Source organism: Paenibacillus jiangxiensis (assembly GCF_046098255.1).
GTDB lineage: Bacteria > Bacillota > Bacilli > Paenibacillales > Paenibacillaceae > Paenibacillus > Paenibacillus jiagnxiensis.
Genome location: NZ_JBJURI010000001.1, coordinates 148,444 through 170,922 on the forward strand (window position 1 = coordinate 148,444; position 22,479 = coordinate 170,922).

Annotated in this window: 20 protein-coding genes and 1 pseudogene; 1 reads left to right on the plus strand and 20 read right to left on the minus strand. The window is 50.5% G+C overall.

Annotated elements, in window-relative coordinates; all coding sequences use genetic code 11:
* Positions 1–71: 71 nt before the first annotated feature.
* Positions 72–284 carry a hypothetical protein gene (locus tag ACI1P2_RS00725; RefSeq protein WP_355315914.1) on the plus strand — a complete coding sequence of 71 codons (213 nt, stop codon included), beginning with the start codon at positions 72–74 and terminating at the stop codon, positions 282–284.
* Positions 285–594: 310 nt separating this feature from the next.
* Here ACI1P2_RS00725 and ACI1P2_RS00730 read toward each other — a convergent pair whose 3' ends face one another.
* The 20 genes and pseudogenes from ACI1P2_RS00730 to ACI1P2_RS00825 all read right to left on the minus strand — a co-directional run bounded on the left by ACI1P2_RS00730 (position 595) and on the right by ACI1P2_RS00825 (position 22,479).
* Entirely contained in the window at positions 595–816 is a 222-nt protein-coding gene (locus tag ACI1P2_RS00730; RefSeq protein ID WP_355315916.1) for a helix-turn-helix domain-containing protein, read from the minus strand.
* A 657-nt stretch (positions 817–1,473) separates the two neighbouring features.
* On the minus strand, positions 1,474–1,956 hold the full coding sequence (locus tag ACI1P2_RS00735) for an antitoxin YezG family protein (RefSeq protein WP_355315918.1): 483 nt from the start codon (positions 1,954–1,956) through the stop codon (positions 1,474–1,476).
* A gap of 1 nt (position 1,957) precedes the next feature.
* Positions 1,958–2,545, minus strand: a complete 588-nt coding sequence (locus ACI1P2_RS00740) for a DNA/RNA non-specific endonuclease (protein WP_408976095.1) — start codon at positions 2,543–2,545, stop codon at positions 1,958–1,960.
* A complete protein-coding gene (locus ACI1P2_RS00745) occupies positions 2,508–3,056 on the minus strand; it encodes a helix-turn-helix domain-containing protein (RefSeq protein WP_355315922.1) in 549 nt (182 codons plus the stop codon). The genes ACI1P2_RS00740 and ACI1P2_RS00745 overlap by 38 nt, the downstream gene beginning before the upstream one ends.
* A gap of 287 nt (positions 3,057–3,343) precedes the next feature.
* Positions 3,344–3,793 (minus strand): YrhA family protein, encoded by a 450-nt coding sequence (locus ACI1P2_RS00750; RefSeq protein WP_355315924.1) that lies wholly within the window; start codon positions 3,791–3,793, stop codon positions 3,344–3,346.
* 250 nt (positions 3,794–4,043) lie between these two features.
* Positions 4,044–4,931 (minus strand): hypothetical protein, encoded by an 888-nt coding sequence (locus ACI1P2_RS00755; protein WP_355315926.1) that lies wholly within the window; start codon positions 4,929–4,931, stop codon positions 4,044–4,046.
* A gap of 176 nt (positions 4,932–5,107) precedes the next feature.
* A pseudogene (locus ACI1P2_RS00760) lies at positions 5,108–6,062 on the minus strand (IS30 family transposase).
* Between the two features lie 157 nt (positions 6,063–6,219).
* A complete protein-coding gene (locus tag ACI1P2_RS00765; RefSeq protein ID WP_355315928.1) occupies positions 6,220–6,696 on the minus strand; it encodes an immunity protein YezG family protein in 477 nt (158 codons plus the stop codon).
* A complete protein-coding gene (locus ACI1P2_RS00770) occupies positions 6,689–9,442 on the minus strand; it encodes a DNA/RNA non-specific endonuclease (protein ID WP_355315930.1) in 2,754 nt (917 codons plus the stop codon). The genes ACI1P2_RS00765 and ACI1P2_RS00770 overlap by 8 nt, the downstream gene beginning before the upstream one ends.
* A 74-nt stretch (positions 9,443–9,516) precedes the next feature.
* On the minus strand, positions 9,517–9,981 hold the full coding sequence (locus ACI1P2_RS00775) for a DUF4280 domain-containing protein (RefSeq protein ID WP_355315932.1): 465 nt from the start codon (positions 9,979–9,981) through the stop codon (positions 9,517–9,519).
* 100 nt (positions 9,982–10,081) lie between these two features.
* Complete coding sequence (locus ACI1P2_RS00780) at positions 10,082–10,600, minus strand: serine protease (RefSeq protein WP_355315934.1); 519 nt, start codon at positions 10,598–10,600, stop codon at positions 10,082–10,084.
* Positions 10,597–11,856, minus strand: coding sequence for a pentapeptide repeat-containing protein (locus ACI1P2_RS00785; RefSeq protein ID WP_355315936.1), 1,260 nt, complete (start codon positions 11,854–11,856; stop codon positions 10,597–10,599). The genes ACI1P2_RS00780 and ACI1P2_RS00785 overlap by 4 nt, the downstream gene beginning before the upstream one ends.
* Positions 11,857–11,894: 38 nt before the next feature.
* Positions 11,895–13,319: a contractile injection system protein, VgrG/Pvc8 family gene (locus ACI1P2_RS00790; RefSeq protein ID WP_355315937.1), complete on the minus strand. Its 1,425-nt coding sequence runs from the start codon at positions 13,317–13,319 to the stop codon at positions 11,895–11,897.
* Positions 13,316–13,939, minus strand: a complete 624-nt coding sequence (locus ACI1P2_RS00795; RefSeq protein WP_355315939.1) for a hypothetical protein — start codon at positions 13,937–13,939, stop codon at positions 13,316–13,318. Before ACI1P2_RS00795 ends, ACI1P2_RS00790 begins: the two co-directional genes overlap by 4 nt.
* 34 nt (positions 13,940–13,973) lie before the next feature.
* Positions 13,974–14,759 (minus strand): DNA and RNA helicase, encoded by a 786-nt coding sequence (locus ACI1P2_RS00800; protein ID WP_355315941.1) that lies wholly within the window; start codon positions 14,757–14,759, stop codon positions 13,974–13,976.
* A 45-nt stretch (positions 14,760–14,804) separates the two neighbouring features.
* Complete coding sequence (locus ACI1P2_RS00805) at positions 14,805–15,905, minus strand: RDD family protein (protein WP_355315943.1); 1,101 nt, start codon at positions 15,903–15,905, stop codon at positions 14,805–14,807.
* Positions 15,906–15,969: 64 nt separating this feature from the next.
* Positions 15,970–18,621 (minus strand): Hsp70 family protein, encoded by a 2,652-nt coding sequence (locus tag ACI1P2_RS00810; protein WP_355315945.1) that lies wholly within the window; start codon positions 18,619–18,621, stop codon positions 15,970–15,972.
* Positions 18,622–18,694: 73 nt separating this feature from the next.
* Positions 18,695–19,384: an iron-dependent peroxidase gene (locus ACI1P2_RS00815; RefSeq protein ID WP_355315947.1), complete on the minus strand. Its 690-nt coding sequence runs from the start codon at positions 19,382–19,384 to the stop codon at positions 18,695–18,697.
* The gene (locus ACI1P2_RS00820) at positions 19,381–20,679 is read right to left on the minus strand and encodes a normocyte-binding protein (protein ID WP_355315948.1); all 1,299 of its coding nucleotides are present in this window, start codon (positions 20,677–20,679) and stop codon (positions 19,381–19,383) included. Before ACI1P2_RS00820 ends, ACI1P2_RS00815 begins: the two co-directional genes overlap by 4 nt.
* Before the next feature lie 18 nt (positions 20,680–20,697).
* On the minus strand, positions 20,698–22,479 hold the full coding sequence (locus ACI1P2_RS00825) for a PP2C family protein-serine/threonine phosphatase (RefSeq protein WP_355315950.1): 1,782 nt from the start codon (positions 22,477–22,479) through the stop codon (positions 20,698–20,700).

The following is a 22,479-nucleotide window of genomic DNA, read 5'->3' on the forward strand; positions in this document are numbered from 1 at the left end:
TTCATCTTATGATAAGAGCAAGCCTACAGCAACTCAGGGCAGCATTTATTCCACAAAGGAGACCATCTTATATGCCTACTAACCGCAAGCTGTGGACGGATGGAGACTTCCAGGAAGCCATCGACCGCCGCCTTCCGGTCCGCATTTTCGAGAACGACCAGCTCGTCGGCTCCGGCGGCTACGTCATCCGCTTCGACGACACGATTGTTGTTATCCAGTCGGGCGTAGACGACCTCGCATACCACGACCGCGACCGCTGCGAATTTTTTGAGCTGAGAAAATAATTTGGAATGAAAAGATAGACGAATAAAAATCATTCAACAAGAGCTGATAAGATTTTTCAAAGCACCGTTGAAAAGCCACCGGAGCTAGGGCTTAACCTATTCCCGGTGGTTTTCTTGTGATTCCCTCTACGAAAACATGGAGGCCAGCAAATGGAGACACTTCTAATCATCCATGGGAAAAAGGCTCTTTCCCTTCTGCATTTAATTAGGAATAAGCCTCAAAAATTATCTAGCATGTGTTCAGTTATTTTCTTTGATTTGTTTGTGCAGAATTCTTTTTTACATTATAAACCAAATTAATAGCTCGCTTTTATTTTCCGTTATCAATCTGCTGCTCCGGTATATGCTCTAATAAATCACCGGGTTGGCAGTTTAATACTGAACAAATCTTATCGATTACTTCCAACGACACATACTCATTTGTATTCAGTTTAGCCATCGTTGCTGAGGAAATTCCCGTCTTTTTCAAGAGCTCCTGTTTCTTTATATCCCTATCAATCAGTAATTTTTGAAATGGTTTGTAACTAATCATCTCATAGTCCCTTCCAGCAAAGTTGAAATTTTCTTTAATTATACGTAATGATATTTATTTTATCAAAAATACTTTTGACTTCTCTCGACTATTTTGTTTGTTATGTTAAAATAATATTCAATAAAATAAATATTACTTCACAAAAATAAACAGACATAGAAAGGGATTGATTCCATCGCCACATTCTTTAGAAGTCTTATTAGATCCGCTCATTCGAACTCGGATTGAATTTTTATACAACAACCATATCAAAAGCAATACAACCTATGTACAATTAATTGATGGATCAGTACTTTAAGAAAATTCAAGACTACCTCCCAGAATCAACAATGGATACTGTTTTTCTTTACGAGGATACCGAAATATCCATTCAGGCAATTTTGGAGCGCGAAATTTATTTACAAGGATTTAAAGATGCTCTTTGTCTACTTAATGAATCAAATATTTTCTTACGCTGAGAGCTATGAAGCTCTCTTTTTATTTTCACCTATTTTTATACGACTATGACCCAAAATAAAAAAGGCTACTCCATCTTTACCGTTCAAGTTGGAATAAGCCTTTGAAAATCTATCTCCAAGTTTTTTGTTTGGTATAGGTTGTAATGTACGATCCTGCTGTTACAATGCAAATCCTGTGTAACTGCATCCCATTTAGAGCCTATTCTTTCTCTCTTTCCACTGTCTTCAGGTATTTTTCTAAATGCTTTTTCCCAGAGTTACTTTGGGGCATAACGCTGAGATACTTATATTTCCAAATAGTCTTTCTTTCATGTGAATTTGCATTTGATAGATCATCATAATTATAATCAATTTTAAATTTTCCTGTACTGTCTAAGGTTAAAGTAAAATTTGTCCAGGGCTCTTGATCGTTATCTTTAAACTCTGTCCAAAGCTCCTGAGTAATATCGATCAATTGATGCCATTTTTCTGAGTATTCACGTTCACTTATTGTAAAAATCTCAGGAATATCATGACTGTAAACAGGTTTATCATTGCCTTCAGGGTAGTAATAAAAGTAAGCAGTTTGAGAACCTTCAACAATCTCACCATAAAGATAAACCGTAGACCATTTCTCAGGAATAGTATCAACAACAACTTCTGCCATCTCATGGTATATGATTCCTAATTTCTCGTCATTCATCTTACTTCCCTCCTGGTACATTATCAAACTGCCTAATTTCCCAATCATTATCACCAATTTTGTACTTAATATCAAAACTTACTGGACGTTGTGAATCTCCCTTATAATTCGGCGTTATCTTTACTTTCACTTCATCGCCTTGTTTAAGTGCATCCGCCCAAGTATTCTCAAATTTCTTCCATTCACCCTTATTAAGATTTCCATTCATTGGTACAAGGTTATCAAGATCACCCGAACCTTTGAAAATACTTGCAATTAAATGACCACCTTCGTCATCAGGTAAAAGAATCTGCGCTGCATGGTGGATTCTACCGTTATCCAAAATAATCACGATGTTACCGGTTGGAAATTCCTGTAAAATAAACTCGAGAAATCGGATAAACGCAGGAGCATCGTACGTTACCCCATCCCGGTAGTGCACCTGTCCCGTTTCGAAGTTTAATGCTCCGAACAGTTTGGCGCCCTGATGCTGCCCGTACGTAGGGATTTTGCGTTGATGACCGACCGGAAACCAGTTGTAATGCAAAGATTGGTAGGCTCGAATCATACACTCATCTTCGAAGAGGATATGGTCGATTTCTCCGTTCAAAAGCTTTTTTTAACGCGGGAAAAGTTTCTTGCTTGAAGGCAGCCTGTTCTTCAGGATCTGCCAATTCTAAGGTATACGTTGCCTTCGTGCGGCTGAAGCCCAGACGGTGAAGAAGCTTGGACATCCCTCGTTCAGTGAAGGTTTTTCCAAACTCGCGCTCGACAAAGAGAATGGCGAGCTTCAGGGTCCAAGTGTATTTGGCTTCGATTCCGACGTCAACAGGCCGTTTTGTGGCGATGGTATCGGCAAGTTGTTTCTCTTGTTCATCACGGAGTCGATGGGGTTTCCCGGGCGAGTGACCAAGTGCGAGAGCCTCAATACCACCTTCGCGATAACTATGAATATAACCGCCAACCGTCTTTTCTGTTCGTTTGATGATTTTAGCAATCTCTCGGATGGTACGCCCCTCCAAATGTTGAAGGACGGCGAGGTAACGCTCATACATCCGTTTATCAGAGCTTTCACGCAAAGCCATCTCTAATTTATGTTTTTCATCTATTGTGGTTTGCATCGGGATCACATCCTCATTGGGTTTGTTCCTCTTTATTACCCGTTTTAGGAGTAACCGATTTTAAGAAAGGTATTTCTAATGTTCAGTCTATATAGATATTAACGGTATCTCCCCAATGCATTCGATTAGATTGCCACATCCCATCACATTCGTTTGAATGAATTACCGATTCGGTTTAGTCTTCTCACGGGCAAGAATAGTTGAATTTGCTAGGCTTCGTTATCTACCGCGCGCTTAATGGACAGTGCGTGGTGCTTAGTTACATCAACATGTCTAAGCTCATTCATTTAATCAAGCGCAACAGAGAAAGCAGATTCAAGCATAGCACCAAAGTCACTAAAAGTTTCCATAAGCTCACCTGAAGGTTTATCGAGTTCAACAAAACTTTTTTTAGTAGCATCATAACAATACCAAGCAATATCTGAATCTCCAAAAAAAATCAACTCATCTTCGTCTTTAATTGACTCCCAAGTTTCATTGGCATCAAAAAAACTATCAACCTGATTTACTGGCTGGGAATCCAAAAAGTTATTGTCTATCCCATATATTTTCAGTCCATTAAATTCAATTCCATTTACTGTTCGTAAAAATTCAAAGTATTGCTGCGGAAGTACACCTTCACCGAATTTTTCCACTACAGACTTACGAAATCTTGATATTTCGTTTTCATTGGCAGGAGCATTGAGTTTTCGGTTTCCCCTTATTTTGGATATTTGGTCAATTTGCTCTTTCCACATATAATCACCTTCTTAAATTATTTATTCCTTTTTTTTAGGGTAGATGTCTCCGTCTGGAATAGGAAATTCTACTGTTTTACTATCCCCGGGTTTCATACCCTTTGTTAATGAATTTTGCTCGTTTGTAATAACCTTGTGATAAGGATCGTTTTTTATAAGAACTAAGTTTTCCAGATCATTGGTACCACCTTGATATCCAAAGGAATTTTATGATGAACTTGCCAGCCGTCAGGAACTAGTCCGTCTCCCTTCATATCTTCAATATCACTATCTGAAATTCCGGCCTGTTTAATTCTTTAAATTTTTTAGGATCATTCGCCATTGATTTCATCATATCTTTCCTGACCTTGTTGAAATCCTTTCGCAGTTGAGCTGTGTCCTCAGGATTTCTCTTATTAAATGTAACGCTTTCTGTTTTAACACTAGGAAGCGTTACATCCTCACCTTTTAATTTACCCACAAAGTCAGGACGACCATCTTTTGAGACGGCTTCTCTCGTCCCCTTAGTATCCGGCTTCTTCCCATCCCCAGGCTTCCCTGAGCCACCGCTATCACTTCCGTGGTTACCGCTACCGTTGCCATGGCTGTCGCCACCACTTCTTCCACCGTGACCACTGCCTCCTCCGGACACAATGCCGGAACTACCACCATGTCCGCCTTTTCTACGGCCTCCATTGGTCAGGATCCCCAGCAGGGTAATCGCTTCCTGCGGTGCCCAGCCTTCCTCCTGGATCTTCGCCACGGCTGCTTCCTGGGCTTCGCTCTTGTAGTAGTTGACTGCAGTCCCGGACGCAATGCTCATCGCCATCGCCATCCGCGGACGGTTGGTTTCGAGGTTCTGCATCGCTGTCTTCAGCTTCTGCAGCACGTCCGCCTGATTCAGGTTGCTGCCCATACTTCGTGCTCCAGTGTACACTTTTCCCAGCGAGCCCATACCCGCTACCGTCAAGGATTCGGCCACTTCCTTCGCCGATTTCACCACGGTTGCGGCTTTATCCACCGCTTTGACCGCCTTGCTGCCCAGCTTGGTGGCTTGGGCAACTCTTCGTGCCGCTTTCGCTCCGGTCGCCGCCCAGCCTGCAAACGGAATGGCGGACGCCACGGATAACGCCGCTCCGACATAGCTACCCCACGCCATTGAGATGTCTTATTAAGTAAATTGGAAATTAACCACTAATCACCACATAATTCCACGTCATTTCCCTATCCATTCTTCTTACTTTGATTTTTAATATAAAAAGGCTTATTCCTTCCCATCGTTTCAAGTTGGAATAAACCTCTACATAATGAAATATAAAATTAAAAGACGGATTGTCAAGCCAAGTGCGACAGTTCCTCTGAACAGGATTCGTGAGCTGTCTTCCAACCCAAACATTTTCGTGGCCTGTGATTGATCAGGTGGAGAGCATCCTCCAAGGACTCGTCTGTAATTTGGGTAAAATCCGTACCTTTGGGAAAGAATTCTCGCAGCAAGCCGTTGGCGTTTTCGTTGGAGCCTCGTTGCCAGGAGGAATACGGATCAGCGAAATACACCTGCGTGCCATGGGTGGCCTCCAGGCTCGCATAACAGGCAAACTCTTTGCCACGGTCAGCTGTCGCCGTTTGGAAGGCCCCAGAGGGATACTGGGAAACAGCTACACCAAAGGCGATTTCCATGGACAACCCGGTGCGGTCAGGCATCCGAATGGCGGTGTACAGGCGCGTCTTGCGTTCGATGAACGTGGCCACACAACTCTTGCTTTTCCCGCGACTGGAAACGACGGTATCCAGTTCCCAATGACCGAACGTTTCTCGAGACCGCACCTCTTTAGGACGCTGAGAGATGGGCTTGCCTATCGCAAACTTACCGCGAGTCTCCGTAGGCCTCTGACGCTTGCCTTTATGGTGGAGAACCGTGACCACGCCTTTCACTAAATGACCGGCGTACAGCCAGCGGTAGATCGTTTTAAAGCATACGATCGATTGTCCCTCCTGACGCAGCCGCTCTACGATCTGCTCGGGAGACCAGGTCCTTTGAAGCTTCTCTTCGATAACCACCACCAACTCCGGTGTCCATTTTCCTGCGGGAATGGAGGCCTTACGACGCTGGGCGTAGCTCTCCTGAGATGCCTCCGCACGGTAAGACTCCTGTACTGCATTTCGACGGAGTTCCCGGCTAATGGTGGCGTGGTGTCTGCCCAGTTCCTTGGCAATGGCTCTGGCATTTCCCCTGTTGGTGGAGGATTTCTAGCTTGCTTCGCTCAATTATGCTAAGATGTGTGTAGCTCATGGCGGATTCTCCTTGTGTGAATGTGGGTGTAGGAACTTTCATTCTACACGAATCCGGCCATGGGCCCTTTGTTTATTTATTTCCAGTAGGTGTCGCACTTCATATTACAATCTGTCAAAAGTAAAAAAACAATTCCTAATTTTATAAACTTAACTTATTACTCTACCTCCTTATGTTTAAGATATTCTTCAAGGAACTCGTTATCATCCTCATCTTCTGGAACAATTCCTAGGTGCTTATATTCCCAAATAATATCTCTTTCATGGTCATCAGCGTCGGTTAAATCCTCATAATTATAATCGATATTAAATTCACCAGTATCAGTGAAGGACATTGTTAAATTTGTCCATGCTTCCTGTCCGTTATTTATAAACTCATTTTTTAATTCCTTAAGATAAGTTATTAAATTGTCCATTAATTGTTTATAACTTTCCAAACTAAACTCAAACATTTCAGGAATATCTCTGCAATAAATTAACTGATCGTCTAATTTTGAGTAATAGAAGAAGAAAGCTTTTTGTGCACCTTCTACTACTTCACCATACAAAATCACTTTAACCCAATCTTCTTGTATCGTTTCTATAATTGTTTCTGCGATATTTTGATAGATATTTTCAAGTTTTTGCTCATTCATCTTTTTTTCCTCCTGGTTCGTTATCAAACCTTTTATCCTTCCATCTACCATTACCTATTTTATATTCGATCTCAAAACTATCTGGTCTTTCTGAATCGCCCTTAAATATAGGTCTTATTCTAACCTCCACTGACTTACCTTTTTGTAATTGCTTTGCCCACATATTTTCTAGTCTTTTCCACTCACCTTTATTTAGGTTACCATCCATGGCTACAAGATTGTCTAGGCTACCTGAACCCTCAAATATACTCGCAATTAAGTGTCCACCCTCATCTGTCTTTCTACGGTTATTGCGCCCTACTACTCTTTGTGCATGGTTATTTCTTTTACCATTGCCTAATTTCAGCTTACCTTCAACATTAATTAATCTACCTTTATCATCAGTTCTATAGGTATATCCAGCTGGCGTAGTATATTCAACATTCTCTTTTAGTGCTTTTTTTCTATCTTTCCTTGTATAATGATCACCGTAATTTACCTTGGTTTGGGTTGGTACAGTTGAATGTGGATTTTTATCTTTCTCTCCAACATCCGGCTTCTTCCCTGAGCCGACGCTACCACTTCCGTGGTTACCGCTGCCGCTGCCATGGTTACCGCCACCACTACCTCCTCCGGATACAATGCCGGAGCTGCCGCCATGACCACCCTTCCTGCGGCCTCCATTGGTCAAGATCCCCAACAGGGTAATCGCTTCCTGCGGTGCCCAGCCTTCCTCCTGGATTTTGGCCACTGCGGCTTCCTGAGCTTCGCTCTTGTAGTAGTTGACTGCGGTCCCGGACGCCATACTCATCGCCATCGCCATCCGCGGACGGTTGGTTTCGAGGTTCTGCATCGCTGTCTTCAGCTTTTGCAGCACGTCCGCCTGGTTCAGGTTGCTGCCCATACTTCGTGCTCCGGTGTACACTTTTCCCAGCGAGCCCATACCCGCTACCGTCAAGGATTCGGCCACTTCCTTCGCCGATTTCACCACGGTAGCGGCTTTATCCACCGCTTTGACCGCCTTGCTGCCCAGCTTGGTGGCCTGCGCAACTCTACGCGCCGCCTTAGCCCCGGTGGCCGCCCAGCCTGCAAACGGAATGGCGGACGCCACGGATAACGCCGCTCCGACATAGTCACCCCGCGCCAAGGAAATGCCGGCATTGGCTAAATCCGCAATTTCACCGACCACCGGGATACATCCCACTACATCCAGCACGACCTGCGTGACATCCAGGAACTTGTTCCAGAAACCCTTTTTCTCTTCCTTCTTTTCTTCCTCGGCAAACGGCGCTTCCGGCTGCGGCTCCAGATCCTCGACACTGACCGGCGCTTTGATCAGGCCATCCAGCTCCACCTCTTCGCCGCGGATGTCCGAGTTGCCGTCCAGCACCAGGCTGCTGCTTCCGCTCAATAAATAAATGGCCTGCTGCGCGGTGATCCCTATCTTCTTCTCCGACGTCCATTCCAAATCCTTCTTGGCCGACATCACAATGCTGCTGTCGCTTTGGATCGTAATGCCTTCGCTGTCCTCCAGGGAAATAAACAGGCTGCCCTCCGTCGCCGTCAGGCTCATATCAGACGTGCCGAACTTGAGTTCTTTCCCGTAGTTCGTGCCCCAGTATTTCGTATTGGGGTCCTCCAGCTTGGGGGAAGGCTGTCCGCTTTTGCGGACCGAGCCCCGCACCATCGCTTCCTCTTCCCTCGCGCTTTGAAAATACACCTGCACCGCGTCACCCAACTGCGGCATGACATACAGCCCGCTGCTGCCCTCAGCCGTATAGGGCGACTCGAAAGGAAGCCATACCGCCAGGCTTTTATCCTGAATTTCGTCGATGTCCAGATGCACGCGTACCCGGTCCTTTTGCACGTCGATGATTTTCCCGTCCAGCGAAACGCCCGTAATCCGGTCATTCAGGTAGAACGGCTGCCGGATGCCTGACTCCAGACGCAGCGTATAAGTATGTACAAGAGTGCCGTCCTTCAGGACAGATACCGCTGCGGCCACCGCCAGCTCTTTGCCCCGGAAGTTCACCTTGTCCCCCAGGTTCAGCCATTTCTCCGTCTCGACCTCATAATAGGTAAAATCCGCTGGGCTTGCCTTCAATCCGACAGCCTGTACCTGGCCATAGGCGGCCAAATCACGACCCACGGTAAAAGGAACATCCTGCGGCAGCTCCTCTAACGCTCCGTCTGGGACCCCAATCCACAGCTTGGGCGAGGAAGCAGCCGATTCCGGGATGATGACCGCGCCGCTGGCGGAAGCCAGTCTTTTGATAAACTCCCAATCCGTCTCCCGGTACTGCAGCACAAGCGACTCCAGTCGGTCCGCACCGCGAGTAGTGTCAATCATGTCTGCTTCGTCGTAACTCATGACCACTCGTTCAATCACTTCCGAGGTGCTTTGGCTTCCCAACTGGAAGGAACGGCTTTCCACCTTCCGGTCCAACAGGATAGAGTGGGAGACCGCCTTCAGCTTCAGCTGGTAGACTCCTCTCACTGTCCCGATTTCAAGCTGCTCGACCCGGCCGTGGAATAATATCCGCACCAGGGCGCCATCCGCATCGGTTTCCTGTATTTCCACCGTCTCCTCTTTCACCTTCAACTGCACGCTTTGATCCTTGTGTTCATCCGGCAAAATCGCCGTAAGATACAGCCTGGCATGCTCCCCGACCCTTCGCCTGATTTCAAGCGTACCCAGGCTTTGAATTTCATAAGGAGCCACGAGCTTGATATGCCCGTAGCCCTTCCATGTGTGTATCGCCGCCATCCTTTGTCCCCCTCTCCCTGCGATCCCTATTCACTCACTCCCGCCAAGCCTTGCCTGATCGTTTCAGTTGTGTCTTATCTGATCGCTCCGCTGCCGGAGCTGCCCACGGACACGCCTCCCAGGTTCTGGCCATCATCCTCGATCTTGATCAGGCTGCCCGCATAAATGCAGGTGTTCGTGCATGGACTTAATAACGCTGGCTTCCCCTCGATCAATACATCGCTTTTTCCGTTGACCCACGGTCCCGAGATGACTGGAACACAAGGGGCTTTTTGAACCCCCTCGACATCCACCTTGCCGTTCTTCACCGCCGGGTTCAGCTGATTCGTACAGTTGCCAAAGTTGATAATATTGACGCCAGGCAAGTAATCATCGATATTCAATTGGGGCTTTTCCTTGATGTAGACTCCATGGCTGAACGGGATTTTCAAGCGGGTCAGCTGTGTGCCACAGTTACAGCTCAGAATGGCCCCGGCCACCACATACGACTCCTGTGCACCTCCACCGTCGTTAATACTAAATGCGCCTTCAACTTCCATCCGGATTCCTCCTCACCTATTCACTTCAATCTGCCCCGAAAATTTAATGACCATATTTTCAATTATCAGTGGTACCGCGAAACGGCATCGGTGTCTATTATTAGTGAACTCTTGTTAGCCGAATCCCGTTGAGATCCCGCCGCAGTAGACCTTCCGCCAGCGCCAGATGAATGAGTAGAATTCGTTCCCGCAAGCCCCCGATTTGCAAAAACATGCATCCCTCTGTTCGACTCTCATCGATAACGAGTCTGCGCAGCGAACCGTCAAGCCCAAACTCGCTCTCTTTCGACAGACATTCAATCTGCGGTGGAACTGCCAGCCAGTATATCTCCTGGTGCTTTCGCTTCAAATCTGTAAACGCTCCAGCGAAAAATTGCGTATCCGGAGTAAACTTTTCCAACACTCTCTTCAGCCTGTCCGAAACGAACGGAACGGGGTGCTCGATGAAATCCACATAATCCACCTGCGTCGCCTCCGCCACCTTAAAATGCAGATTTACAGCCGCAAGCTGGTGAGCATGGTCTGGTGACATCATCTCCGGGCGAACAGCATCCATCACGCCCAGCGGTTTCACCGCATTGGCAAACCGGGCATCCTGGTTCAGCACAAAATAGCTCATCCACCCACCTCTTTCAGCAGAATGTTCCAAGGGTCCTCCGGCAGCATGGCGCCTGCCAAATCCGCCGCTTCCAGCACTGCTCCTGTCAGTTTCGTACCTGTAAAATCAACCTCCCGCAGATCTGCCCCCGTAAAATCTGCACCCCGCAGATCTGCTCCAGTAAAATCTGCGCCTTGCAAATTCACTCGGGTAAAATCCGCCTCTCGAAGATCGGCTTCCCTAAAGTCGGCCCCTCGCATATTCGCTGCCCTAAAGTCGGCGCTTCGCAAATCGGCATGGCGGAAATCCGCGCCGCTCACATCGGCTTCGGCAAAGCAGATCCCCCTGAACCCCGGCATGATCCATTCCGTCCCTGCTTCCGTGGGCAATCCCCCGCTGATTCCTGTAAACACAGCTTTTGGCATGCCACAGCCTGTAAAATCTGCACCGTGCAGGGCACTAAAGCTGAAATCCGTCCCTTCCAGAAGACAGCTGCGCCAATGCGTCCCGGCCAGCATGCCAAAGGAAAGCCGTGCAAACGACAGGTTACATTGCCGGAAAGCGGAATAACGGAAATCCAGTCCCGGATAATCGCCGCCGGATAAGTCCGCCCCTTCTATCGCCTGATAAGCGTATTCGCCTTCAAGCCTGTCCCCAAGCCATTCCCGCACAACCGTGCTGTTCAGCCCCCGCTTGTCCTCCTTATAGGCGGTCACGCTATGATCCATATACTCCCCGACTCTAAGTTCAAAAACCGGGGATTTCGCCAAGGCCAGAAATTCAGGAAGCTGCGCAGCCTGCGGCATGGCATAACGAATCAGCTCGGTGACGTAGCTGTGGAAATGAACCGCCTCCGCCAGCTTCAACTTTCCCAGCAAAGACCGGGGAATCTTGCCCACATACATCCGCGCCGCAGACTCCCACTGTTCCTCCAGTCCACGGATCGGATCAAATGCCCAAGTCGGATCGTAGCCCATCTGCACCGGCTGCCGGTCAAAAAACCAGCGTTCATCAAATGCTTCCGCCACATACGCAGGCTGTCCGTCCATCAGCCCCGTGCGCAGCAGAGAATACGTGATATACCCGATTTCCCCTTTACCTCCGGCCCTCTGACAGTCCAGAATCCGGCGGCAGAGCTGCTGGAAATGCTCAATGAAATGGGCGGCCCACTGTTCCCGCAGCCTGCGGTAATCCTGTTCCATCTTCAGTAGTTCCGCATGGTGCCACGGCAAAACTACACTCTTCTTAAAGTGCTCCAGCGCCTGCTCATCGTACATCGGCCCCCCTCCTCCCTGTATTACCTCTTGTTCAACGGTTAGTTGGTATTCAATTCCGTTCCGATGATTTTGGTGCTTCCGTTCATCAGCAGATTGCTCTCCTTGCACGTCAGGCTGATTTCCTCTTTGGCGGAAATGGCTACATTTTGCCCCGCATCGATCATAATGTCCTCTTTGGCAATCAGCTTGATCATCTGGCTGCTGGAAATCTCAATGCCGCCGCTTTCATTCAGACGGATGAAAATTTCTCCGTCCTTGCCAGTAATGACAATCTCCTCCGGTCCCATTAACAGCTCTTTCCCTGCCGCAGTGCGGAAATATTTCATGTCCGGATTGCCCAATTTGTTGGACTGGCCTTCCTCCGAGTTTTGCCGCACAGAGCTGCTGGCGACGCCTTCCTCTTCCTTACTGCCCGGAAAATAGACGCGAACATGATCGCCGACCTCCGGCATGCAGTACCAACCGCTGTTTCCTTCCGCCGTATACATAGATGCATAGGGGAAGCAGTGTGCGGTTGCTTTGTCCTGTTTTTTATCCATATACAGATGAACCTGGACGGTGTCCTTTTGAATCCCGATGACTCTTCCCTGAATGGAAGCACCAATAATGCGCTCATTATACAGCCTGCGCTGCCGCAGCCCTCTGCGGGAACACAGCACATATCGATGTACCAGCAGGCCGTTCCTCATCTCGGAACGGGTGCTGCGCACATAGAGCAGGCGCCCCTGGAACTCAACGGCATTGCCGAGATCCAGTACCTTTTCCGTCTCCACCTCGTAGAACATGAAATCATTTTCATCCAGGCTGGCACCGTCATTGGCGGAATGATAGAGAAAGTCGGATACTTTTTTGCCTACCTGATAATGATAGTTGTCCAACTTGCCTTTCGAAGGAGTATCGTAAACGCCAAAGTAAAATTTGGGATAGCTGAAGGTAGAAGCTGGCATGAGTGAAGTGTAAAAGCGGGAGGCCAGACGCTTGAGAAATTCCCAATCCGTTTCCTGATACTGCATGGTGAAGTTGCCGATGGAAGCTCCGCCTGTCGCCTCGTCCATCACGTCAAAGCCTTCGTAATCCGCTGCCACCAGGTCCAGCAGTTCATCATAGGTCATGCCGTGATTTTGAAAAGAACGGTTTTTCTTTTTGACGTCCAGCAGGTAGGTATGAGAGACAGCCTCGACCTCCAGATGATAAACGCCTCTTACCGCCTTAACCCCGACGTTCAGCACAATGCCGTGAAAGAGGGGGATGCTGTTGCCCTGTTCGTCCACCTGGCTGACTTCAATCGTGGTGTCGGCTTCCGTCATTTCCACATAGCTTTCCTTCTTGTCTTCCGGCACGATTCCGGTCATTGTTAGCCGTGCATGATCGTTAAGCTCTTTCGAAATGGTAAGATTCTGGAAACTGACAAGCTCATAAGGGGCGATGCGCAAATTCCCGTAAGTAACGGCTACCGTGCTCATCGATTTAATCCTCCTTCGGCAATTTCATGAACCTGGAGAGAATCCAGCATGCTCAGGGCGACCGGCCTCCAGGCTTTCCTGTCTTCTTCCGTGCAGTTGAAGGTACAAATCAGGAACCGCTTGTCCAAGGATATAAAAATCAGCAAATTATAAATATTCGTGTTCAAAGCGGGAGACATGAATTCACAATAGCCAAAGGTCTTCTCTTCCGTCCGCCTGACACCGTCCCCAATCCATTCGCGAACAGGCTGAGTAGAGCGGGTAATCTGCGCCATCGCATCCTTGAACTCCTCCACATCCGCTTCATCCAGCACATTAGCGGTATGGTTAAAAGTTAGATTGACGGTTAGGTCATCATTCGTGAAGATAAAAGCCGGGCGGTGTTCGGAAGGATATTTCACTGCGGCTTCCTGCCTTGTCATCTGTCTGAATGTCCGGGGCATGGTGATCCGAATCCGCCCATCAAACAGCTTCTGCTCAAGGAACAACACCTTTTCCCCATCAATCTCTACCAACAGCTCCGACAAGTCTGCGCGGTCATCCCTACTGGGTGGTACAGACTTACGCTGAGCTTCCGCCTCATTCAGCATAGCCATCACTTTCTCATCCATAGGCTTCATACAAATCCCTCCTCATCTCATCGAAAATCCTGATTTAATCCACCATCATCCGCTGCGGACCGCTGCGTCTAAGACCTGACAGCGGTCTTTGCCCGCCGTTTTCTTCAAGAATTCGGACCAGCGCCTGGTGCAGCCTGAGCCGCTCCTTCTGCAAATAGTCCATCTCTGTCAGCTTCGTACCAGTTCGCGCAGCCAGATAGTGAAGCAGCGTTTCCATTTCGATGCGTTCTTGATTAAGACACAGCAGCGCAAATGACAAATCCGCCGGATGGGTGCTTCTCCTGCCGAGCAGCTCCCTGGCAAACAGCTTGAAAATCACCGGAACCAGCGTGTTCTCCCCTCTGCCCGCATGCCGGGCATGCAGCAGGTTCAGCGTATTGTACTCTGTCGCCAAATCGGCAAAATCCAGATAATCCGAGCGCAGCACCGCCCCTTCCTTCAGCTTGAATCTGCTTAGCTCTACCTCGTCGGAAGCGGGCGGTCGCTCCTGCAGAACAAGCATTCCCGCATAGCTGTCGAAGTCGGTGGATGGCTCGGCTTTTTCAAAATGAACGACCAGCATGGTTTCCCGGCCTGTCGCGGTATAGGACATCTCCTGCGCTTCTTCCATCAGGTAGAGCCGCCCGTCATGCTTGATGATGCCCGGCGCTACCGTCAAGGTTTGCGGACCGACATGGATATCGGCACCGGTGATAATGCCGTCCGTGTGCTCCTGATACCGGATATCCAGCAAGGAGCGCGGATAATCACGCAGGCTTTCCAGCATAGCGGTTTTAAGAATCCTGCCCTTCTCAAACAGGGGTTTCGTGTGCTTGAACAACAGCTACCACCTCCTTTCCGGTTTTCTAGACGGATTCACCGGCCACTACAGTTCAGACTCAGGGAACGGCACAGCAGATGCCTGATTTTCCTGAAGGATCCGTCTCCATTTCAGTGCTTCCTTGTCAAGGACATATGTCTTGGCAAGCTTGTCGTGCAAACCTTGTTTGTTTCTGGTAAATCCAACCATAATATAGCCTACATAAAGGGTTAGGGATGAAATCCATTTACTCCAATAGCGTCCGCTTGCCTGGGCGAACGTAGGCCGTCCACCTTTCAGATTAGTAACTGCTGCTCCAATCAACATTTTCCCAAGCGTTCCCCGTAGTCTTGAAGATTCCATACATGCATAGTACAGCCAGCCACAGACCATACAGATTGCAGGGAATATCCCTATCAAAGCAATGATTAATCCTTCTGAATAACCTGATTCTTGCACAAGAAGTGCTGCAGCAATGATCACTAAAGGCATAAAAAGTCGTATGGAGAGAGAAAACAATACGGATAGAACTATAGTAGGTACGATGCAGTCGATCAGATTCGCCCCAACCCGTTTCCAAAAGCCTGTGTACAGGCTTACTTTCTCTCCGCGCATCAAATGATGGATCCCGTCTGCCGCAGGCATTTCGTCAATTTGCAGCCACACGTCTATGTCTTTCAGTTGAATGTCAAGCTCCGTGGTTGCCTGCTTGTCTATAACAAATGTCCGGGCCATCCTGTCATGCATAGCCTGTTTGTTCTTGGAAAATCCGGCTACAACGAAACCAATGCACAAAGTGAGAAAGGACAAATGCTTCCCCCAATATCTCCCTGTTGCTTGGCTAAAGGTAATTCGTTCTCCGTTTATGTCAACAACCGCGATTTCAAAAGCAACCTTTCCCAAAGTTCCACGGAATTTTGATGCTTCCATAAAGGCACAATAAAGCCATACAATCATTACATTAATAACACAAACAACAACGGCAAACACAATGACGGCCGGTTTGAGCAGATCGTCAAATTCAAATTGGTAAACAGAAAAAAATCCTCCGAATACGGCAGTAGCAATCAAAAAAAATATCAAATTGACCACATACAATACAGTCCCGATTATCAGGTTGTCTATAAAAGAAGCACCCATCCGTCTCCAAAAGCCTACATAAGTCAATTTCTTTTTCTCCCTCTATACCATTTCATGCTTCAGTCCATTGGCCGGTTAGTCGCCGGACACGCTATTTCGTCCCGTCAAAGAAATCCAGCTCTGACAGGTCGTTCTCAAAAGCAAAAAATCGCTTCACACCAAGCTGCAAAATCTCATCCTTCCGGGCTATCGGCACGACGTGGAAGCCCCAGCGGCTGCCGCCTGTGAATACAAAGTAACGAGTCTCGCCGTTACCGATGGAGTCAGTGTCATCCTGCGGAATTTCCTTGCCATACAGCTCCGCAATATCTTCATACGTAACCGGCCGGAACTTGTCCGGACGGTTATGGTACACATGACGGCGAGATGCCAGTGCACCGCTTGCGGTGAGGAAAAACTCCACCTCGACCGCATGCGACGGCCGCGAGATATAACGCGCGGTCCGCAGCGGAGCTAGGCTTTCGATCAGTTCCTTCTCCTGCCCGGTATGGGTGTAAGCGCTGACCGTATATGGAATAGCCGGCACATCACTTGTCAGAAGCGGCTCAATCCGGCCCATCTTCTTCGCGTTCAGGTAGCGGATTGCTCCCCGCACGCATGCCAACTTCAGTTCCGGCACCCGGTCCGTATCCTCAGCCTTCTGCCGGAACTCGATGCTCCGGCCCGGCACAAATTCCTTCAGGGCCTCGCGGAACACGTCAATCCGGCAGCTTTGGCCGGTCAGCTTGATGATCGAGTAGTCCTGCAGGCGTCCGTCCTGGTAGATCTCCTCCAGGAATTTGCGCACAATGCCGTAAATATCCGCCTTGAGCAGCTGTTCAATCTCACGAATGTTGAAGGTCACATCGGGCAGTCTATACTCCTCTCGAAAACGCCCGCTCTCCAGCACCGAGACCATCCAGCGGCTCATGACCGCAATATTCAGATCCGTGTCGGCAGGCGGCATGTGCTCCGCCTCGAAGCGGCTGCGCAGAATGCCCGTCCGCCGGAAAAACTCCCGCTTCATGTGCTCGGCCGCGTCCCATAGCAGATGAAAATTGCCGAGCACCCGTTCATATTCCTCACGGTTTGCATGCTCATACCGCCTGTAGGCTGTGGGCAGGATCGCTTCAGCCTCACGGTAGCGCCGCTCCAGCTCGGCATAGAGCGCATTAACGCCGTGCTCGTCCACATACCGGTAGATGTCACCAGAGGACACGCCGATCAGGGCGTCAATCTCCGTGTCCGGCAGCCGTGTTTCGGCGGCATAATAACCGGCGAATACGATTTTCATATACTGCATGATTCGGTAGGTCAGATTGTTGCCGCCGAAATTCGTATCCCCGTTTTCATAGGTGGTATGAATGTCCAGCTTGTAAGCGATGCGGCCGTCCTCGATGCGGAAGCGACAGGAGGACAGATCCGTAGTGCCGCCGCCGCAGTCGATGACAAGCGCCTGATATTCCCTGCCGTCGGCAAACGTTCTTCGTTCCATCTGGTCCGCCAGCGTGTTATACAGGACAGCCACTCCTTCGTCCAGGGCATCTGCCGCTTCAATCCGGTACTCCGGCAAAATCTCGCTGAACATTTCAATAAACTGGGCCTTCAGCTTGACCGGCGCGGACAGATGCAGATGACGGAAGCGGCATTTAAACTGCTGCTCTGCCGTACCGACCACATAACGGATGAAGGAGGCCAGAATTTCACTGCGTGGAGCGCGGGCCGTGTTGCCCACAGGGTCCATCAATTCCTCCGTCTGCTTATAATCATTCACCCAGCGCTTAATGCCCCGTATAATGGTCCCCCGTGTGCCCGCAGCCCGGCTGCCGCGCAGGGCGTCTTCCCCGAACGCATATACAATGCGCTCCGGATTGGAGCAGTCCTCTACGCTGACTGCAGTAGGCAGCACCTCAAGCCACTCTCCGCCAGGCCCGTCCGCCCCCGGGAACGTTACATAGTTGATCTCGTTCAGCCGAATTCGGCCGGACGCTCCGCTGTCGGGTATCGACACATATCCGCTGTCCAGATAGGCCCCTGCCGACGTGTTGGAGGTGCCGAAATCAATCGCCAGCACGGCCTCCGTCCGCTCGGGCGTGCGGATGGCCAGCTCCGCGACCGGAACCCGTACCGCATGCAGGCTGGCCGGGAGCAAAGGTCTGTCCCCGTAATAGGCTTCATGCAGGTAATCCGAATCCTTGCGCCGGAAGAACAGCAGGCTGTAATGCTGATTGGCGGTCCTGCGCAGCTCGGCCGAGCTGTCGCGGGAAAGGTAATAAAGGCCTCCATCCATCCCGTCCTTCACCAGATTGAGAACGCCGCACAGCTCTCCGAGCGCATTGACGATCAGCACATTCGTTTCATCCAGCCAGGGCAGCTCCGCCTCTACCTTGTATCCGTCCAAACGGCCGAGCCGGATATCCTCGTACAATACGATCTTGGCCGGCACCCTCATCCGTCCGGCATCCTTTCGATCTGCCCCCAGATACTGGCGAAGCGCCCTTTCCAGGCGCTCGAATCCGCCCGGCTGGGTCCTTGTGATCAGCTTGGTGCTGTCCGCTCCGCGAAAACGCAGGATAAGCTGAATAAGCTTTTCCCGGTCCAGCGGATTGGCCAGGCCTTCCACCAGCCGCTCTTTATTGCATATGCTGCGAAGCTGGAACGTTGTCATCTGCTCCAGCTCGGCTCTCGTATATTTCGCTGTAAACCGGACTCCATCGGACGCCATGGAGTGGTTGTACAGCCGGTATGTATATGGTCCGCTCATCCTTCACTTGTCCTTTCTTTAAGCCCTCTGGCCGCCTGCTCAAGCGGACAGCGCCGGGCAAGCTCTCAGCTCGCTAATACAAAGCGATTTCATCCATCCGCATGGTGCTGTCCGTGTCCATAATTCCAAAATGCCTGCTCCAGTAAATCTCGGTATGAAAACGCGCCGGAAGAAACAGGTCCATCACGAGCCCGACCCGGAGGCGGGAGGCCGCATTCTCTTCCCGTCCCACATAAATGAGCAGCTCATCCTTCTCCTCGCAGTTGGCATAAATAATGGAGCGGGGAAAAAGACGACGCATCGTCTTTCTGAACAGGTGCACCGCTTCCCCTGTTTCATACAAGCACAGCAGGTTTTCAGCCACGGCTTCCTGTTCCGCCTGCCCAAGCTCCACGAAGCGCTCTCCGGTCCGTGCGCCAAAGGTGCCCGCGGCAATATCCCGCATCATAAACCGGATATAATACTCCCGCCGGTTCATCCCCTGATACAAATCGATCTCGGCCAGAAAATGAATCAACAGATCAAACAGCGTTTCCCGCAGTTCGGTGTCCTCTTCCACGGCAGGCCCGAACAGATCGCGGAAAATGGAATAGAAACGGTAATAGGGATTGATTTCAACCACCTGCTCCGGCGCAGAGGCATTCAGCTCGGACAGGCTCAGTTCCATATAAGGGGAATAAGCGGCAGCGGGCGCAAAACGAATATCTTTCGTATTCAGCTCCATGCTGCGGGCACGCATCAGCACATCCCAGATATAGTTCATGCCCATACCCCCACACAGCGGTATTCGGGAAAATACATCTGGACTTCCGAGACGATAAAGCTCATCAGGTCGCCGCTTATAAAAGCAGGGAAGGCTTCGGCATGCTCCAGCCTGCGAAAGCCCAGACGCATCACCAGCTTGCTTTCTTCGTTCCGCACATGGTCGCTGACAAACGAGTTCAGCGGATAAGTTACCGGATCTGTCCCGGCAGAGGTGGCATCCACAATATCGACCGTGTCCAGCTCCAGCCCTTCCCCGGTGGCAAAGGAATGCACGATCCGGGCGATTTCCGCCTTGGCGCGGACCGCGATACCCTGCTTGTGGGCATAGCGTCCGGCGAAGCTGTCCTGTCGGGTGTTGGATACAAGTCTGTACAGCTGCCTGCCGAGCCGGACCTCCACCGGCCGTGTCACCTTGAGCACCTCCCATTCGGCTGCCTTCGCGCGCGGCGTCACCACGATCAGATCCTGCTCAGTCCGCTTGATGTACCGAATGTCCATTTCTTCCCCGGAACGGACGAGATAGCCGTGCTCTGCTCCGGTTTTACGCAGAGACAGCAAATGCTCAAAGTTGACCCTGTCGATGGCAGGCACCGGAAAACCGCTGTTCTTCAGCTCCAGCCGCTCCACATTCCAGAGCGGAATAAGGTCCTGCCTCCGGAACGTGTCGTATTCCTCCAGCGACACCGTAATTTCCCGGATCTCTTCATGGGGGTCGGGTTCTCCTTCCCCGCCCGTCAGGATCACGTCGACAAATTTCCGGATGTACGGATGGTTCACCGTTCGCCACGGAATGCCGTTTTCCAGAAAGACATGGTAGAGGCTCTCCATCTCCTTCACATAAGAGTTGTCGGCGCTCAGCCTGATATCGATCCGGTAGCTGCCCGCATCGGTTACGACCTGGCCGTGGAATACCCTGCCGCTGCGGACAAGCTTCAGGATCTCGGCGGTGTCCATCTCCATGAACAATCCGAACAGCTTGACTTCCCCACCCTCACGGATCACCTGCGCCACACGGCTCATATCCAGCATGCTGCCCGTCACATCCGACGGAAGCATCGGGTACAGAAACTCATGGATCGGATCGAAATCTTCACGGGCACAGATCGATCCGTAAATATCGTATCGCCGTCCGGGGTCCTCCAGCTCATCGAACACACGCTGCTCCAGCTTGCGAATCATCTCCTCCTGGTACTCCACCAGATTGAGAAACACGCCGGTCATCAGGTTCTTTAACTGCTGCCGCTGCTCCAGATCTTTCATTTTCCCCAGCCGGTCCTGAACAAGCTCCATCATCCAAGGTCCCCCCTTCCCTTACTTCTCGCTGCCGGTGCCTGATGCAGCCGCCTCATTCCCGCCGGTATTCCCCTTGTCCTGAGAAGCGGCGGCATCTTTCCCCTCATCCTGCTTCTCCTTCACAGCTGCCGCTGCGGCTGCAGCGGCAGCCTGCTCCATGGCGGCCTGCTGTGCGGCAGCTTGTTCCGCCGCCGCCTGAGCTGCTGCAGCCTGCTCCGCAGCGGCTTGCTGCTCGGCAAGCGCAGCATCCTCTTCCTGCTGCTTGGCTTTTTGCTCATCTTCAATTTTGGCAATGGTACGTTCCATAGCCAGCACGCTTTCCAGCTTGCCGATTCCCTGGTAGATCTGCTGCGCACCCGCATAAGCGTCAATCGCGCCGCTGTAATCCCCCGTGCTCAGCAGCCGCTCGCCGCGCGCTTCCAGCTTGCCTGCCCGGATCTCCTGCAGCTCCTGCTCAATGGCCGTTATTTTATCCTTGGTTTCCTGCAACTTTGTACCGATCTCCTCAACAGCGGATTCGTAGCCTGCCTGGACCGCCGCCTTATTCGCCTGCTCGTACAGCTTCAACGCCTCCGTATATTCCCCGGCCTGAAACTTCAAATCCGCTCCATTCATTTGGCCGCGCACATCCGCATAAGCATCCAGATCCTTGATCTTCTTCTCAATGTCATCACTGCTGGAAGCGAGGTATACATTGGCGGTTTTCAGCGCCTTTTGGTAGCTGATCTTCGCATTCTCAAAATCCCCTTGATCGGCATATTCGTCACCGTCAACGATCGCCTGCGACAGATTCAGCTTATTCGTCAAAATCTTCTTGTTCACCAGGTCTTTGATGCGGTTGGCGGCATTTCTGGCTTCACTATAGGAACCAACCGCCTTCCCAAAGTCCCCCATTTCCGCGTAGTCGTCTCCACGGCTCCCGGACTCCACCATTTGCTCAAGCGACTCCGCCTTCTTCTCCGCCATTCTTGCCATGGCAATCCAGGTCCCGCCGCCCGTGAGCAGCAGTACCAGCAGCACAATAAGAATTCGCTTGATCAGCTTGCGCCGGTTCTTTGGTTTCTCCTGGTAAATCTTGTTGGCATACACGGCCGCCGCCGTATAATTCGGCACGATCCGGCGCTGACGGCTGAGAAGCACCTCCTCCAGCGTATCGGCCAGATCTGCCGGGCCTTTGGAGTCTTCAAGCGCGCCCAGCATTTCCGCGAGCTCGACATTCTCCCACATGCCGGGTGTAGCCATCAGCAGCACATCCCCGTCGGACAGCTTCGTTTTTTTGGAGAAAAAGGCCCGAACCCCGCCGGGCTTGCCGAGGTACTCAAGCAAATTGTTCCGTTCCTCGTGTACATGAGCCTTATCCTCCGGAACGCGTCCATCATCCACCAAGGACTGGGCCAGACTGTGGTCCCTGCTGCGGAAGTTCAGCCTTTTCCCGCGAAAGTGATACAGGCGGACATTGCCGGTGGAGGCATACACCATGCGCGTATAGTCCGTGACAATTATCAGCAGGCTGGCCTTCAGCCGTACACGCCGACTCTCGAATTGCAGCCATTCCTGGGCATCGCGCAGCCCGCGCTCCAGACGCCTTTTGGACATGGACGGCTTTTCCATGAAATTTTCCAGCACCGCCTTCACCGCCATCTCGGCGCTGTTCAGCTCCCGATCGGTATCCAGTCCGTCAGCAAGCACATAACAGGCCATATCCTCGGTCTCCATATAAGCGAAATAATCCCGGTTGTCGATGAAAGAGCCTGCTTCCGTCACAAAAGCCGTCTCGAACTCGCTGTTTTCCTTACGCAT